Raw genomic sequence first — 16,813 nt, forward strand, 5'->3', positions numbered from 1 at the left:
GTGAGCACGCCGTCAATGACCCGAATCAACTCACTGATTGAAAAAGTGCGGCAAAAGGCGTCGACTCGCACCTACTTGGGCGCTTTGCCAACCGGGACATACTTCGCTGCATTCACTTCCTCTGGGGTGCTTGATCCTGTGGCGATCCAGCCCGGCGCGACCGAGTTCACCGTGATTCCATAGCGCGCGACCTTAAGGGCCAGGCTCATGTTCATACCCACCATTGCGGCTTTGGCCGCAGCATAAGCCGCCTCTCCTGGCCTGCGATTGTTCAGAGCATGGCTGGAAACAGGTGGTGATTGGGTGCTAAATGCCCTCGCAGAGTGCTGATACCAGGCGTAGGATCGATACGATGACTGCTAATCACGCGTGGTTGGAAGGTGACTTCCAACCGATCTGCATTCACGCGCAAACGCAAGACATATACCGCCGCACTGTAAGGCCGCGCGCCCCTTCGCAGTACAAGGGCCGTGTTCTCACAACAACAAAAAGCGAGGTGAAAGCATGTCTGGTAATCGTGGTGTCGTGTATCTCGGCGCAGGCAAGGTCGAGGTGCAGACCATCCCCTATCCGAAAATGGAAGACCCGCGCGGCAAGCGCATCGACCATGGCGTGATCCTGCGCGTGGTTTCGACCAATATCTGCGGCTCCGACCAGCATATGGTGCGTGGCCGGACCACGGCTCAGGTCGGACTGGTGCTTGGCCATGAGATCACCGGCGAGGTGATCGAGAAGGGCCGTGACGTGGAAAACGTGCAGATCGGTGACTTGGTCTCGGTCCCGTTCAACGTCGCCTGCGGCCGTTGTCGCAGTTGCAAAGAACAGCACACCGGCGTCTGTCTCACGGTCAACCCGGCGCGTCCCGGCGGTGCCTATGGCTATGTGGACATGGGCGACTGGGTTGGCGGCCAAGCCGAATACGTGCTGGTGCCTTATGCCGACTTCAACCTGCTGAAGCTGCCCGACCGCGACAAGGCCATGGAGAAAATCCGCGACCTGACCTGCCTCTCCGATATCCTGCCGACCGGCTACCACGGCGCGGTGACCGCCGGTGTCGGCCCTGGCAGCACGGTGTATATCGCCGGTGCCGGCCCGGTCGGACTGGCTGCTGCCGCCTCCGCCCGTCTGCTGGGTGCGGCGGTGGTGATCGTCGGTGACGTCAATCCGCTGCGTCTGGCGCATGCCAAGGCCCAGGGCTTCGAGATCGCCGACCTGACCCAGGACACTCCGCTGCACGAGCAAATCGCCAACCTGCTCGGTGAGCCGGAAGTCGATTGTGCGGTCGATGCGGTCGGCTTCGAAGCCCGTGGCCACGGCCATAATGGCGCGCAGCACGAGGCCCCGGCCGATGTGCTCAACGCGCTGATGGGCGTGGTGCGGGTCGCAGGCAATATCGGCATCCCCGGTCTGTATGTCACCGAAGACCCGGGCGCGGTCAACAAAGCCGCCAAGCATGGCAGCCTGAACATCCGTTTCGGCCTCGGCTGGGCCAAGTCCCACAGTTTCCACACCGGCCAGACCCCGACGATGAAGTACAACCGTCAGCTGATGCAGGCGATCATGTGGGACCGGATCAACATTGCCGAGGTCGTTGGCGTGCAGGTGATCAGCCTGGACGACGCGCCGCGCGGTTACCACGAGTTCGATGCCGGGGTGCCAAAGAAATTCGTCATGGATCCGCACAAGCTGTTTAGCGCCGCCTAAGGAGCAGGTTGGGAAAAGGGCAGCTTTGAGCTGCCCTTTTTTATCGCCGTGCTCATCCAGAAAACCAACCACATATTGATTACTTCATACACTCAGGTACGTTCACACCTTTGCTTTAATCGCATACAGCCCACCGATAATCACCAACGCTGCGCCGACAACCACCCAGGTATCAGGGCGCTCGGCAAAAACGATCACACCAATCAAAGTGGCGAACACCAGAAGTGCATAGTTGAAAGGCTGCAGGGTAGAAGCGGTCGCGTACTTCAGTGCTTGAATGAGGAGAATCTGAGCGACTACTCCCGTCAATGAAAGGATCCCCATCAAGAAGCCCTGGACCGGAGTCGGAGAAACCCATGCGGGCAGCCCCACAAATGTGATCGTCAGGGCACCCACACTTGCCATAAAAAGCATGTTCGTCGCAAAGGAATCGTGCTGGCTAATTCGGCGCGTCAGTACATTGAACGCTGCAAACCCCAAAGCAGACAGCAGGGGAATCAGCGCCGCGAGTTCAAAGACGCCCGCGCCTGGTCGGAGGATGATCAGTGTGCCGGCGAACCCTATCGCAGCCGCTATCCAACGTCGTAGCCCGACAAACTCTCCTAGCAGCCATCCCGCCAATGCCAAAGTCATCAAAGGGAACACCGCATAGAGAGCGTGCATTTCAGCCAGGCCTAAGTAGCGCAGCCCGACTCCGAACAGCACTATTTCACCCACGGCTAACAGCGCTCGAATGATTTGGAGCCAAGGGTGCTTGCTCCGAAACTGTTCCTTGACCCTACCTTGGTAGGCGGCATATCCGAGGGCAAAAATGACAAATACCCAATAGCGCACCATGACCAGTTGGGCAACCGGGAAGTCTTTGACAAGTACCTTGGTTATTCCATCCTGGCTCGCAAAGATAAGCATTGAGAGCAGGCACAGGAAAATCCCGAGCTGGGGCCTTGCGACCCCTGGACTAACGGCAACGGTGGGCGTAGTTAAGTACGCCGTGTTTTTTGTTTGATCGTTCTTCAATCGCACCTCGGTCATGCCCTCCTCCTTAGCGTGTCAGCAACATCAGGTCTTGAAGCGTTTCACTAACGCATCCAGCACAAACAGCAACGCCACGAAGTCGATAGCCCCACCGTCGCGGTAAACCCCACCAGTCATAAAGGTTGAACAGGCGTTTTTTACTTCACCAACCGCGTTTCTCTGGAAGGCCGGTAACCAAAATATGAGCTGTAGCATTTGCTGAAATGGCTCGGTGAAACAAAGCCGCATGCGACCAGCACATCAACCTGAGACAGCTCTGTGTGCTGAAGCAATCGCCGTGCTTCGGTAATGCGTAATTCCAGGTAATACCGTTGCGGTGTGCTACCCAGTTGTTCCTTGAACAAACGCTCTATTTGTCGACGGGAACGCCCGGCATAGGCCGCCAATTGCTCCATTTGCAGCGGCTCTTCAAGGTTGGCGTCCATCAGCTTGACCACCTCTTTAAGGGGGGCGCTCAACGAGATGTTCTGCGTCGGTTTGATGCGCCGATACCGCGACTCTTCGAAAGAAAGAATATCCTCGATGCCCTCGACGAGTGCCTTGCCGTGCAGCCCCTTGATCCACTCCAGAGTCATGTGAAAAGCACCCGCTGGACTTGAAGCCGTGAGCCGGTCTCGATCCACGACAAATGCTTCACTGGTGACATGGGTGACTTTTGAAATTTCTGCGAGCGCGGGTCGGTGCTCGGGATGAATCGCACAACGATACCCTTCAAGCAAACCTGACACGCCCAAAAACCACGCCCCATTCCACAGCCCGGCCAGTGTGATACCCAGTTCCGATGCTGTTTTGAGGAGGCTGATCAGCTCGTGATTGACTTTGAGTTCGGTGCGGTAGCCGCCGCATATAACCAACAAATTGAGGTCTTTAAGTACTGCGACCTCCAGACGCGCATCAGGCCGAATGACCAGGCCAAGGTCGCTGGTTACCTCACCGTCTTGCAACCCAAAGGTTCGTGAAGAGAACGACGTGGGATGCAAAAGGTTGGCGGTGACAATCGTATCGAGCGCTTGCGTAAATGCAGGCAGCGAGAAGTGCTCGAGCAGTAAAAAACCGGCCCGCGCATGAGACGTCGGCGCTACCCGAATCTCCCCTAGATAACGGAGGTTTTTACCCTTCATACACCCGCTGAAATCTCGTCGCTCGATCATTTTACGCCTCGCGTCTTTACTCTAACGAACGCACTGTTTATGCGAGCTGGAACCCGTGGGCCAGAGGGTCTTTGTCATCGACGAAAATGGTGTTGTGGCCTATCACCTCAGCCCAGCCGCTGACACTTGGCTTCATGCCGTCAAAGCTTGCGACTTTTACCGACGCCTCAACCTTTCCTTCGTAGATCGTACCGATCAGACTTTCAAGTCGGTAAATGTCGCCGACGTTCAACCGTCCCCTTCCATACAGTTGCGCCATGCGCGCCGAGGTACCGGTACCACCGGGAGAACGATCAATCGCTTTATCACCGTAGAACACTGCACAGCGGCCATGCACGGTTCTGCTTTGTGGTTTGTCACACCAGATAATGTGGTGAACACCACTGATTCTGCTGTTCTCCGGATGCACAGGGTCACAAATGTCCGAGAGCGCTGCGCGCAGTTTCTGGCTCAATCCTACGATCTCGGCCGTCGTCTGCCCTTCTAGTCCAGTCCAACATTCCTGTGGTTCGACCACCGCGTAGAAATTCCCGCCGTAGGCGATGTCCACCGTAAATGTTCCAACGCCAGGAACATCCACCACCACATCAGCGCTGTGCAGGTAGCTGGCGACATTGAACAAGCGAATGGACTCAACAAATTCGCCGCCCAGGGTGTATTCGACATCGACGCGTCCTGCCGGTGTTTCAATGGCGAGTTTTCCCGCCTCGCGAGGGGTCACCAAGCCCTCTTCAATGACCACGGTCGATAACCCGATCGTGCCCGCTCCACACATCGGCAGGCAGCCGCTGACTTCAATAAACAACGCACCGAAGTCGCAGTCATCACGTACCGATGGATAGATAATGACGCCGGACATGATGTCGTGCCCCCGAGGCTCGAACATCAATGCGGTGCGTACCCAGTCGTGGTCACGCACAAAAATATCGCGTCGCTCCGCCATCGATACGGAGGGCATCAGCGGTGCTCCGCCCGCTACAACCCGAACCGGGTTGCCACACGCGTGCGAATCAATGCAAAAAAAGCTGCGTCTCATGCTGATGCCCTTTCAAAGGAGTTTGCTGGGGGAGTGACGCTGCAACGCGCCCCGTGACAGTCGATCCAACAGCAGCGCAATAGCAACAATGGCCAGGCCCGCTCGAAGCCCCAAGCCCATCTCCATCCTGGAGAGGCCACGAGTCACTTCAGCCCCCAGACCGCCCGCCCCCACCAGACCGGCCAACACCACCATCGCCAGCGACATGAGGATGCATTGGTTCAGGCCTACCAACAGCGTGGGTGCAGCCGTCGGCAGTTCAATTTTGAACAGAATGTCTTTAGGTGAAGCACCGGATGCCTGGCCCAGTTCAAGGAGATCCTTGGGCAGCTGCTTGAAAGCCAGGGTCGTCAATCTGAGCATCGGCGGGATGCCGTAAACAATCGTTGCGATGATCGCGGGCACCCGTCCCAAACTGAACAACATCACGGCGGGGATCAGGTAAACCCAGGGTGGCACCGTTTGCATGATGTTCAGAATCGGCAGCAACGCTTCATCGACACGCTTCACCCGGGCAGCCAGAACCCCCAGCGGGAAAGCGATGGACACAGAGATCAGGACGGCCACACTGACGAGCGCGATTGTCTGGATGGACGCAACCCAAAGGCCCGCGAACAAACAGAAGGCCAACATCACCGCGGCGAAAACAGCGACCCGCTTATTGGCAAAAAAGAACGCCGCAACGACGACAATACCGATGAATAAATACGGATGGGGAGCAAGCAGCGCTCCCTCCACTGCACCGAGTACCGCCTCAACGACCTGACTGATCCCTTTGAACAAGCCATGTAAATTCGTGTTCAGCCAATCAACGGCAGGCGCCAGGTAATCGCCTGGAGAAAATTGAATGTGCGTTGTCATTGAGAAGCCCCCACCCGCGTCTGTGCAGCGCTCTGCGCCAGACGATCCAGAATCATGGTCAGAATGACGATAGCGATGGCTGCGTTGATCGACTTGGCGATATCCAATGTACGAACGGACCCGTAAATAGCCTCGCCCAAACCGCCCGAACCTACAATGCCGGCAATGACGACCATGCCGAATGCCATCATCAGGCTTTGGTTAACACCGGCCATGATGCTGGGCATGGCGAACGGTAAGCGGATCTTGAAAAACATCTGCATTCCAGTCACGCCGCTGGCGTCTCCCAATTCGATGAACTCCTTGGGCGTCATGCGAATACCCAGGGATGTCAGTCGTAGAGCAGGGGGAAGCGCGACGATAAAAGTCGCCAACAGCGCCGTGGCGGGGCCGTAGCCGAGCAGCGCAATCGCTGGTAGCAGGTAGATGTAGGGCGGCATTGTCTGGATCAAATCCAGACAAGGATCAACCACACGATCAAAGGCCGGCGCCAGGCCCGCGACGACTCCCAGCGGAATGGCGACAGCCAGTGCCAACACGGTAGCGGTGAGCACCAATGCAAGCGTACTGACTGTTTCTGGCCACAAACCGATGATGTCGCAAAGCAACAGCGCCAGACCTGAGAGAATCGCGAAGCGGACGCCAACAACACGCCAGCCAATCAACGCCATGACAATCGCTACGACGTAATGCGCTGGATAAGCGATAGACCACAGCACGCCTTCGTAAATGCCGTTCAGCACCGCATTGAAGGCATCGAACACGAACTCGCCATTATCCGAAAGCCATTCCAGCCCTGTATCAATGGATGCATCAAACTGACTGGAGAAGTCCGGCGTGCTCATGCGGACGCCTCCATCGCATTGGCAGCTGTTACGGGCGCCAATTCATCGGGAATACCTTGCACGCCCCGCAGCAGATCACGGGGGGTAACGATCCCCACCACTGTTCCTTTATCGACGACCGCAAGTGCATCGCGCTCGGACTTCATCGTCAATCCGATAAGTTCATTGATGTCGGCGTCAAGCGAGGTTTTGGTGAGCCTGGAGATGTCGCACGTCGGGTGTGCTGCCTTGTAGGCCTGGACTGAGGTCATGACCGAGTGAGCCTTCACCAGATGCAGTCGGGAAATGCCGGCGACAAATTCCGCCACGTAATCGTCAGCCGGATTGAGCACGATCTCCTCGGCGGTGCCGACTTGAATGATGGCGCCATCCTTCATGATCGCAATGCGGTCACCGATGCGGATGGCCTCGTCCAGGTCGTGTGTAATAAATACCGCGGACTTGCCCAACTCCTTGGTCAGCTGGCGGAACTCATCTTGCAACTGTCGGCGAATCAGCGGATCAAGCGCGCTGAAAGGCTCATCCATCAAAATCACTTCTGGATCGGCAGTCAGTGCACGCGCCAGTCCGACCCGTTGCTGCATGCCCCCGGACAGCTCGCTCGGATAACGCGAAGTCCACTCGCTCAATCCGACCTTCGCCAGCGCCTGCTCGGCTACTTTGTAACGCTCGGCCTTGCCCACGCCCTGCACTTCCAGGCCAAACGCGGTGTTCTCAAGAACCGTACGGTTAGGCAGCAAGGCAACGCTTTGAAAGACCATACCGATGTGACGCGCCCTCACCTCTCGCAGTTGTGCCGGCGACAAGGATGAAACGTCTTTGCCTTTGACCAGCACCTTCCCCGAGCTAGGAGTGATCAGCTTGTTCAGCAACCTTATAAGGGTGGATTTGCCACTGCCGGACAAACCCATGATGCAAAATATTTCCCCCCTGCGAACCTGGAGACTGACATCGGAAACCCCGACCACGCAGCCGTAGTTTTGCAGGATCTGGGTCTTTGAAAGACCCTGCTGGACAACCGCATCCATGGCTGCCGGTGCACTTTTACCGAAGATTTTCCAAACCGACTGGCAATCCACCAGCACTTCGTCGGTATTAATTGTGGCCATTGTCATTTCGCAATCCATCGAACCAGTTGTTTGCTGGTTTCTTTAATTAATCAAAGGGCGGCAGTGGCAAACAAACAAAACTTAATAGTTCTTGATATTTCCCCAACGGTTTACAAGATCTGTATGGCTATCAATCCAACCCTTGATAGCCTCGTCCATGGTCTTGCCATCCTTGACTTCAGCATTCATTGCGGTGATGTCCGTGATAGGCACATAAACGCTGGCCGTCAGTTCGCGCGCACGCGGATTGGCTTCAGCGAAGCCTTTGTGTCCGATCCAGTAATAACCCTGCAATGGCGGGAAGACCCCTTTTGGATCTTTCAGGAATTTGAGATCAAACTTCTTGGTCATCCACGAAGGATCCCAAACGGTTACCGCCACCCATTCCTTGCGGTCGACTGCCGACTTTAAAGCCGCCGTCATTGCCGAAGTACTGCCTTCGACCAGCTTGAGCTTGATGTCGTACGCTTTGACCACGTTGTTCGCGTCGCTCATCAAACCCGAACCAGGCTCGATGCCGATGATTCTGTTACCCAACTTGTCCGCGTTTGCGTTCAGCTGTTCAATGGAGTCGATGTCCACGTAACTGGGTACTGCCAGGCCCTGATAAAGACCAAAGGAGACCGGTGACAGCTTCTCGATTTTGTTCTTGTTCTTTTTCCAATAATCGGCGGCGGCGTAATCAATCTGGGAGGCCAACACCTGAACATCCCCTTTGCTGAGTGCAGCATAGGCGATACCCCACTCGGAAAACTCCACAACTTTTACGGTATATCCAGCGTTCTCAAGTACCTTCTTGGTTATACCGGTAATAGGCACCAAATCCTCCCAAGACATGGTCCCCATTACGATGTTTTTTTCTTCTGCCTGTACCTGCAAACTCATCATGGCCACAAGCGCGAGCGCGCAGAATGCCTTCCAAATATTCTTCATGGATTGTTCCGTTCTTATTAGTGACTTATTAAACGGCCTTTATAGGAAAAGCCGACAACTTAAACTTGTTAACCTTCTCGCCCAGCCCAAAATTCATGCCAACGAATGACCGAACTGACGCCCAGCTTCGTTATTATCTTGGGGGGTAGCCTGCTGGGTCCTGGCGCGTGACTGAGACTATCCAGAAAATCAGAACGTATACCCGAAGCCAATTCCGCCGCCATTACACCTGCCAGGGTGCTCTTGACCGTTCCCAACCCATTTTCGCAGCAAGCCGAATACAGGTTTTCTTCGATCTCGCCAAATGCAGCGGCGCTGTTACGGCTCAAACACAGACGGCCGGCCCAGCTGAACTCCAACGCAGTGGATTTCAATTCGGGAAAGCGTGCATCCAAGGAATGTCGCTGTTCTTTGGCAACCGCAGCTACACGCTCTGGGGTGACCTGGATACTCGGGTCATAGGTGAACTTTGTCCGGATGACGATCCGCGAGAGACCGTCTGAAGAGATCTTGCGAACGGTCGCTCCCATTGGATCAGCCGGCAACAAGGCCCACCTGGCTTTGCCCGGTACATCCTTCCTGAATTCATCATCTCTGTACGCAGCCGTCATGGAGGCGTAGGTAAATACGTGCAGCAAGCGTCCTTGATAGTGACCGAAGTCTTCAATGTGGCCGTTGACCGCCAGAATGACCTTGGGTGCGCGCACCACCCCGTTATGAGACCGAGCAGTCCAAATGCTACCCTGCCTGGACAACTCGATAATGGGAGAGCGCTCATAGAGCGTGATTTCCCCTTCCAGCCCCGCTGCCAGGTCTCTGATGTATTGCGCAGGTTGAATCAACACTGCGCCGGGGGTATAGATCCCACCGTGGTAATAGGTGGACCCGGTGATTTCGCGCATTTGCGCTGCACCCAACATCTCGAACTTTTCGCCAATGCGCTCAAGGGATTTGGCGTAATTGACGTTCAGCTTCAATCCCCGCTCAGTGGCGGCAGCGTTGATCTTCCCTGAAGGATCGAAGGTGTCTGCGGACATGCGGTACTCGCGTGCCGCCTGCGCAGCGAAATCGATCGCAAAACGATTTTGCGTGATTTCCAGCGCCGTTGCAGACTCACTCGCCACGGAGTACTCCCCGGACGACAGACTGTGCGGCACATCGATCATGAAGCCAGAGTTTCTGCCTGCCGGCCCCTTGGCGACTTCATGAGCATCGACCACGACAATGCTGTCACCAGGGTGTAACTGTGAAAGTCTGCGAGCGGCGGAAAGGCCGGCAAAACCGGCACCGATAATCAGCCAATCCGCCGTCACGTTTCCATCAAGCATGCGGACAGGCGCAGTGCGCGTGGAAATCGCCTCCCAACCTGAAACCCCGGTGTCTACCGGCAGACGCTTGATGGTATGGGTACTCATTTTTTCGGTCTCTTCATCCGACCGATCAGACACATCGATCCAGATGGTTTTGATTTCGGTGTACTGGTCATGGGCAAAAATGGATTTGTCCCGACCGCCGAACCCTGATTCCTTGTAGCCACCGAAAGGCGTCGACGCATCGCCCTCGCCAAAGCAGTTCACGGTGACGATGCCGGCGCGGATTTCTCGCGACAATTTGATCGCCCGACGCAGGCTGCCGGTATAAACAGAGGCCGCCAGGCCGTACACCGTGTCATTGGCCAGCGCAATGGCTTCGGAGATCGTATTGAAGGTGGTCACCGAAAGAATCGGGCCAAAAATTTCTTCCTGGAACAGCCGGTTGTCTCGACCGACACCATCAATCACGGTCGGCTCTACGAAGGCACCGTCTTTGGTCGCGCCACCGTAAACCACTTCAAGCTTCCCGGCGGTGGCGTGCTCAAGGTACGACTTCACTTTTGTGAAATGCTCAGGGCTGACCAGCGACCCTACGCGGTTTTCCGGATCAAGTGGGTCGCCCATCTTCCATTCGCGGATGTAGGCGCCCATGCGCTCCAGCAGCTCGTTTTTAACAGACGCATGGACGATCAGACGCGAGGTCGCGGAGCAGTTTTCGCCCATGTTCCAGAACGCGCCATTGACGACATGCTGAGCGACGAGATCCAAATCCTGGGCATCGTCCATGACCACCGCCGGATTTTTCCCGCCGCACTCAAGGACGATGCGTTTCAGGTTCGAATCAGCTGCGTAATGCAGGAAACGGCGGCCGGTCGCGGTGGATCCGGTGAAGCTCACCATGTCGACGTCGTTGTGCAAGCCAATCGGCTCGCCGACCTCTTTGCCCGTGCCGGTCACAATGTTCAGTACACCAGCGGGTATACCGGCTTCAAACGCCAACTGAGCAACGCGCAACGTGGTCAGCGAGGTTTGTTCAGCAGGTTTGACGATGACCGAGCATCCTGCGGCGAGCGCCGGGCCGATTTTCCAGGCCAACATCAGCAGCGGGAAGTTCCAGGGCAATACGCAGCCCACCACGCCGATCGGCTCCCGAACTACCATGGTCAGCGCGTCGCTGCCCACCGGGGCGGTGTTGTCATAAATTTTGTCGATCAGTTCTGCGTGCCAGCGGATCGTGTGGATGGTGTCCGGGATGTCGACCAACTGACATTCACTGACCGGTTTGCCGCTATCGAGACTTTCGAGCACGGCCAGTTCGTATTGATGACTTTCAAGCAGGTTCGCAAACTTCAGCAGAACAGCTTTGCGCTCCCTGGGAGAAATCGATCTCCAGCGTCCATCCTCGAAAGCCTCCTTGGCGTTACTCACCGCATAGTCGACATCCTCGGATGAACACGCAGCGACGTTAGTCAAAAACTCACCCGTCGCCGGATTGTTCGTGGCGAACGTTTGGCCAGAGATCGCGGGCTTGAACGCGCCATTGATGAAAGCGTTGGATGGCAACGAAATGTCTTTTGCCAGAGCGGCATATTCGGCCTTGCTCAGAAGATCACCCATGGCTGGCTCCCGAAGTAATGTTGGCTACGTTGCGTTTCAGTTCGGCGATAACCGACTCAAGGCTTTGCTTTTCTTCTGCTTCAAGTGGCTGAAGCGGCAAGCGCACATCCCCTACTTTCAGCCCGGCAACTTCGCAACCGTACTTGATCGACTGCACGAACTTGCCGCCGTCCAGGGCATTCATCAGCGGCATCATCGCCGACATGATTTGACGGCCTTTGTCGAAGTTCTTTTCGAGCACGCAAGCTTCATAAAGCGCTACGTGTTCCTTGGGCAGGAAGTTGGACCCTGCGCACACCCAGCTTCTGGCGCCCCAGGCAAAGAATTCGAGGGCCTGGTCGTCCCATCCGCAGGACAAGGCGATGTTGGGGAACTGCCGGGCCAGCATATGCACCTGGCCCATGTCGCCGGAACTTTCCTTGATGGCGACGACGTTCTTCGATTGGCTGACACGCGTGAAATATTCTTCATCCATCGAAACGCACATGCGCCCCGGATAGTTGTAAAGCATGATCGGCAAGTCCGCTGCGCGATCGATAGTGAGCGCGTGAATCGCGTTTTCCTGTGAGGTTGGCAGCGCGTAAGGTGGGGACGTGACGAGAATGGCGTCCGCTTTGATCGATTTGGCATCCTTGGCGTACTGAACCGCATCTTCGGTGCGAATCGCCCCGGTACTGACGATCAGTTGCACCCGAGTGCCGATCACATCTTTGGCGTAGGCCGCCAACTCGGTGCGTTCTTCCAACGTCTGCGCATAATACTCGCCGGTCGACCCGCCGATAATAATACCGTGCACCTTCGCCTCAATCAGCGACTCCAAAACTTCCGAGTACACATTCCAGTCAATCTCCCCATCAGAGTTATAAGGAGTTACTGCTGGCGTATAAATACCTTCAAATTTCAAGATAAATGCTCCGAATGCGAGTTAGGTGGAAGGTCAACGAACGCGTCAGCTTTGATGCCTTGAGGCGCGATAAAAATCTCCATGTTTTCACGGGATAATTCCCAATGCTCAAACACGAGATCAACTACGGCACTTTCATCACGCCGTTCAATGGCTTCAATAAAAGCGTCATGAATTGAATCCAGACTGGCATGGGGCAATAAAGTGGTCAATAGCGTGCATTCCTCGCACCCACATCTTTAAAGCGATATAGCGTGCACGAGTAAAAATAATTTGTCCTTTAGATTCAATACGTTACGAACACTCTCTTAACGCCGAGCCATCAATCGATAACATTTGTTTATGCATTGATAAGCGTAAATGTTTCTTGTTGAGGTGCGATTGCAGACGTAGTCTTTACAACAGCGATATTTTACCGGCGAAATGGCGTTGCCCAATATCGAGATTGATGCAAACAATGGTCTTTTGTCGTCCCTTTGGTATTTTGGAGTGTGTTGACCGTGAGCACTAAATCGGCAGTTTCAAATCTTGTTGCGCAGCGCAAGCCTGACCACGCGCTGCCAGGTGCCCTCTATAGCGACCCAGATGTTTACAGGCAGGATCTGGAACAGATCTGGCACAAAAGCTGGATCTTCGCAGGGCACACATTTGAGCTGGAGAAGTCGGGTCAGTACCTGTCGCTGCAAGTCGGCGACTACCCCGTCGCGATCGTCCGCGGCGCAGACAAACAGATTCGGGCATTCCACAACTCCTGCCGCCATCGCGGCTCCAAGGTATGCCCGGAAGCAAGCGGCAAGGTCGCCAAGCTGGTGTGCCCTTACCACAAATGGACATTTGAGCTGGATGGCAAGCTACTTTTCGCCGGGAACATGGGGGACGATTTCGACAAGTCTCAGCATGGTTTGAAACCCGTGCACTGTGAGGTCGTTGAAACCTACATCTATGTGTGCGTCGCTGACGTCGCCCCTGACTTTTCTTCATTCAGAAATTCCGTCACCCCTTTCGTTGCACCTCATAACCTGGATGACTGCAAAGTCGCCTTTGAGTCGAACATCATCGAGAAAGGCAACTGGAAACTGGTTTTCGAGAACAACCGTGAGTGCTACCACTGCGATTGCACTCACCCGGAGTTGATGCACTCATTTGTGGACAACCCATCAGTGGGCGGCGCGGGCGGTGATGAGGATCTCGAACTCAAAGAGCATTGGGACCGCTGCGAAGCAGCAGGCTTGCCTAGCCGATTGGTCATGGACGAGGATGGTCGCTTCCGAATGACGCGCATCCCACTGTTTTCAGGGGCCGTCAGCTACACAATGGATGGCAAGCCTGCGGTATCAGGCCGGCTGGACACAACCGATGAAGCTAACATCGGTGCTCTGCTTTATTTCAACTACCCATCGACCTGGAACCACTTTCTGGGCGATCACGCGTTGAGCTTCCGCGTACTGCCTATCGGCCCGAATGAGACACTGGTCACGACGAAGTGGATCGTTAATAAAGCAGCACAGGAAGGTGTCGATTACGATATCGAGCGTCTGACGAAGGTTTGGCTTGCAACCAATGACCAAGACCGCACCTTGGTGGAAGGTGCGCAGGTAGGAGTTAACTCTCCCGCTTACGAGCCAGGCCCGTTATCGGTGGCCAGCGAAATTGGCGTGTGCCAGTTTGATGATTGGTACTGCAAAACGATGCTTGAACAGCTCAATGACACGATCCCGTTAAGGTCTGTCGGCTAAGTGCAAAACTGCCGGTGGTGAGAACCACGAATGATCACCACCGGCACACCCAAACCTCTCCCTCCCCGAAAACCGAGTTACTGCTCAGCCAGTACTCCTTTCTTCTAAACGGCTCAGGAAAACTGGGCGAGAATCCAGTCTCGTAGCCGGCAACACGCTTCGTCGTTCACCCGGTCTTCACGGAAAGTCAGATAATGCTGGCTTTCATGGAGAACCACTTCCTGATCGACTGGGCGAACCAGTGATCCGTTTTCGATTAGATTCGCAACCAGATGATTCCATCCAAGGGCTACACCCTGGTGGGTCAAAACCATGCTTATCACCAGGTTATAGTCGTTTGCGTTGAACACGTGAGGGCTATCGTGTGGCCGCTTTTCAATATCAACATCGTGATAGGCCAGCCAAACGCCCCAGTCGACGTGCTCCGCTACCTGGGATCTGCCATAGGGGCTGAGATTTAGCAAAACCCCATCGCGCAACCCTTCCAGGCTGGACAGCTCCGGATGCTCCTCTTTATATCGAGGTGTGCATACCGGGTAGATGATGTCATGAAACAACGGATAGCTACGATAACCATCCTGCACCTTGGCCATCTTGGTGATGAAGATGTCCGGGGTTACCCCGGGTTCCATCGACAAAAAGTTTTGAGTGGTCACCAGATTCAGGTCGATGTCAGCGTTCTGAGTGAAAAAACCCGGCAGTTTGGCTGCTAACCAAAGAGCCGAAAACGCTGGAGAACAGCAAAGCGTCAGGGTTCGCTTGCCTGCATTGTTGGTGCGAATGCGTTCCGCTGCCTGGGAGATGTTTACGAAGGATAGCTGCGCGGCATCGAAAAAAATGGAGCCGGCCTCAGTCAGCTCGACCGCTCGACCGACCCTCTTGAAGAGATCAACCCCAAGGTACGTCTCAAGCTCTCGAATCTGACGACTGATTGCCGCTTGAGTAACGCACAGCGCCTCTGCCGCTCGCGTGAAACTCTGGTATTTGGCGGCCGCTACGAATGATTTGACTGCTTTCAGAGACGGCATTTTCAGCAACGTCATATCTGGATCGATGTGCTTAACCATAACCTAAAGTATTTAATGTCCGGTTCGGGGCCCCTTGGGAGGGCCTTAAAGGAGAAGATCGGCGGGAGGGATCCGCTTGGGAGCGCATGCTTGAGAGTAGCTGAAAGAGAAGGTCTACAACAGGGGAAACGGCGCTTCGCCGAACAACAAACACTGGCGGCATCGAAAACGCATATCAACGCAGGATCGATAACATAGCGTTATTGATTGGTCAGAAGAAATGTTGTTAGACGCTGACTCTATTAGGTAATAACTTGTCACTCAAGGCACTGCCAAATTCAGTGTCGATAAAACAAAAATAATAAACATCACATAATAAAGAGGATGGTCACAATGACTAATTCCCAACCCTTCTCCCAGCTTGACTGCCCCCAAAAGCACCGTCTTAACTGATCAAGAGACGTAACCGAATTCTTGATCTTACGCCGTAATTGCAGCAGGAGGGATTATGAGTCTTGGTGACGAGATACTCTCGGTAAAAAACATTTACAAAGTCTTTGGCCCTCAGCCGAAGCTCGCGATGGAGATGCTGGCTCGCGGTGCTGACAAGAATGAAATCTTCAGCAAAACCGGTCAAGTCGTTGGCGTTTTTAATGCCAGTTTCTCCGTAAAACGTGGAGAGATTTTCGTCATCATGGGTCTTTCCGGTTCTGGAAAGTCGACGATGGTGCGGTTATTCAACCGGCTGATCGAGCCAACCTCCGGAACAATCCATCTTAACGGACAAGAAATTACTGGTCTTTCGGACGCCGATCTTCTGAACGTTCGTCGCAAAGACATGAGCATGGTGTTTCAGTCGTTTGCGCTGATGCCACACATGAGTGTGATCGACAACGTTGCTTTTGGTCTGGAAATCTCAGGTGTCGAGGAGAGCGAGCGGCATAAGCGTGCACTTGAGGCACTCAAACAGGTAGGTCTGGAGGGACACGCCTACAGCTATCCGCACCAGCTGTCTGGCGGTATGCAGCAGCGCGTGGGTTTAGCCCGGGCCTTGGCCAATGACCCTGCCATCCTGCTGATGGACGAAGCCTTCTCTGCTCTCGACCCGTTGATTCGCAGCGAAATGCAGGGCGAGTTGATCCGCCTGCAGGCAGAACAACAGCGCACCATCATCTTCATCTCGCATGACATTGAAGAGGCGATTCGCATCGGCCATCGCATTGCGATTATGGAGGGTGGTCGAGTGGTACAGATCGGTACTCCACAGGAGCTGCTTTGCAACCCGGTGAATGATTACGTCAAAGCGTTCTTCAAAGGATTCGATGCTTCAAAGATCCTGAAGGCTGGCGATGTTGCCAAGATCTGTGCAGAACACCCCTACGCCATGGATCAGTCCATACCCACGCTGCAGGCTGACGTTCCCCTTCATGACGTCTTTCACATCGTCGCCAATGCCGTTAACCCGGTTGCAGTGCTGGATCGCCAGGGTGTTTTCAAAGGCACGATTTCCAAAAGCCTACTGCTCCAGACAATGAGCCGTCACTAAGAGTCTCAACTCGCTG

General features: G+C 54.9%; 13 protein-coding genes and 3 pseudogenes. 3 read left to right on the top strand and 13 right to left on the bottom strand.

The features are described from left to right. Positions 1-80: 80 nt before the first annotated feature. A pseudogene (locus AB4O41_RS02350) lies at positions 81-260 on the bottom strand (SDR family NAD(P)-dependent oxidoreductase); the annotation flags it as partial. Positions 261-504: 244 nt separating this feature from the next. Between AB4O41_RS02350 and fdhA the strand changes: the two are divergent. Further along, complete coding sequence (gene fdhA, locus AB4O41_RS02355) at positions 505-1,704, top strand: formaldehyde dehydrogenase, glutathione-independent (protein ID WP_460146029.1); 1,200 nt, start codon at positions 505-507, stop codon at positions 1,702-1,704. Between the two features lie 102 nt (positions 1,705-1,806). Here the strand turns inward: fdhA and AB4O41_RS02360 are convergent, their stop codons facing one another. From AB4O41_RS02360 to AB4O41_RS02410, 11 genes and pseudogenes are all read right to left on the bottom strand, one after another. Further along, complete coding sequence (locus tag AB4O41_RS02360) at positions 1,807-2,736, bottom strand: DMT family transporter (protein WP_460146030.1); 930 nt, start codon at positions 2,734-2,736, stop codon at positions 1,807-1,809. A 140-nt stretch (positions 2,737-2,876) separates the two neighbouring features. Then, entirely contained in the window at positions 2,877-3,890 is a 1,014-nt protein-coding gene (locus AB4O41_RS02365) for a GlxA family transcriptional regulator (protein WP_460146031.1), read from the bottom strand. A gap of 37 nt (positions 3,891-3,927) precedes the next feature. Continuing rightward, on the bottom strand, positions 3,928-4,926 hold the full coding sequence (locus AB4O41_RS02370) for a 4-hydroxyproline epimerase (protein ID WP_460146032.1): 999 nt from the start codon (positions 4,924-4,926) through the stop codon (positions 3,928-3,930). Between the two features lie 12 nt (positions 4,927-4,938). Continuing rightward, positions 4,939-5,787, bottom strand: coding sequence for an ABC transporter permease (locus tag AB4O41_RS02375; protein WP_460146033.1), 849 nt, complete (start codon positions 5,785-5,787; stop codon positions 4,939-4,941). Then, complete coding sequence (locus AB4O41_RS02380; RefSeq protein ID WP_460146034.1) at positions 5,784-6,632, bottom strand: ABC transporter permease; 849 nt, start codon at positions 6,630-6,632, stop codon at positions 5,784-5,786. Before AB4O41_RS02380 ends, AB4O41_RS02375 begins: the two co-directional genes overlap by 4 nt. Then, entirely contained in the window at positions 6,629-7,747 is a 1,119-nt protein-coding gene (locus AB4O41_RS02385) for a quaternary amine ABC transporter ATP-binding protein (RefSeq protein WP_460146035.1), read from the bottom strand. Before AB4O41_RS02385 ends, AB4O41_RS02380 begins: the two co-directional genes overlap by 4 nt. Before the next feature lie 75 nt (positions 7,748-7,822). Then, positions 7,823-8,674 (bottom strand): glycine betaine ABC transporter substrate-binding protein, encoded by an 852-nt coding sequence (locus tag AB4O41_RS02390; RefSeq protein ID WP_460146036.1) that lies wholly within the window; start codon positions 8,672-8,674, stop codon positions 7,823-7,825. Positions 8,675-8,742: 68 nt separating this feature from the next. After that, a complete protein-coding gene (locus tag AB4O41_RS02395; RefSeq protein ID WP_460148256.1) occupies positions 8,743-10,089 on the bottom strand; it encodes an NAD(P)/FAD-dependent oxidoreductase in 1,347 nt (448 codons plus the stop codon). Next, positions 10,090-11,604: pseudogene (locus AB4O41_RS02400) on the bottom strand (aldehyde dehydrogenase); the annotation flags it as partial. Further along, positions 11,597-12,508 (bottom strand): dihydrodipicolinate synthase family protein, encoded by a 912-nt coding sequence (locus AB4O41_RS02405; protein ID WP_460146037.1) that lies wholly within the window; start codon positions 12,506-12,508, stop codon positions 11,597-11,599. The gene AB4O41_RS02405 and the pseudogene AB4O41_RS02400, both read right to left, overlap by 8 nt. Continuing rightward, positions 12,505-12,681, bottom strand: a pseudogene (locus AB4O41_RS02410) (GntR family transcriptional regulator); the annotation flags it as partial. The pseudogene AB4O41_RS02410 and the gene AB4O41_RS02405, both read right to left, overlap by 4 nt. Positions 12,682-13,008: 327 nt before the next feature. Between AB4O41_RS02410 and AB4O41_RS02415 the strand changes: the two are divergent. After that, positions 13,009-14,244 (top strand): aromatic ring-hydroxylating oxygenase subunit alpha, encoded by a 1,236-nt coding sequence (locus AB4O41_RS02415; RefSeq protein ID WP_460146038.1) that lies wholly within the window; start codon positions 13,009-13,011, stop codon positions 14,242-14,244. 113 nt (positions 14,245-14,357) lie between these two features. Here the strand turns inward: AB4O41_RS02415 and AB4O41_RS02420 are convergent, their stop codons facing one another. Next, complete coding sequence (locus AB4O41_RS02420; protein ID WP_460146039.1) at positions 14,358-15,311, bottom strand: LysR family transcriptional regulator; 954 nt, start codon at positions 15,309-15,311, stop codon at positions 14,358-14,360. Between the two features lie 448 nt (positions 15,312-15,759). Between AB4O41_RS02420 and AB4O41_RS02425 the strand changes: the two genes are divergently transcribed. After that, positions 15,760-16,797, top strand: a complete 1,038-nt coding sequence (locus tag AB4O41_RS02425) for a quaternary amine ABC transporter ATP-binding protein (protein ID WP_460146040.1) — start codon at positions 15,760-15,762, stop codon at positions 16,795-16,797. The last annotated feature ends 16 nt before the right edge of the window (positions 16,798-16,813 follow it).

This window comes from Pseudomonas sp. S2_A02 (assembly GCF_054668495.1).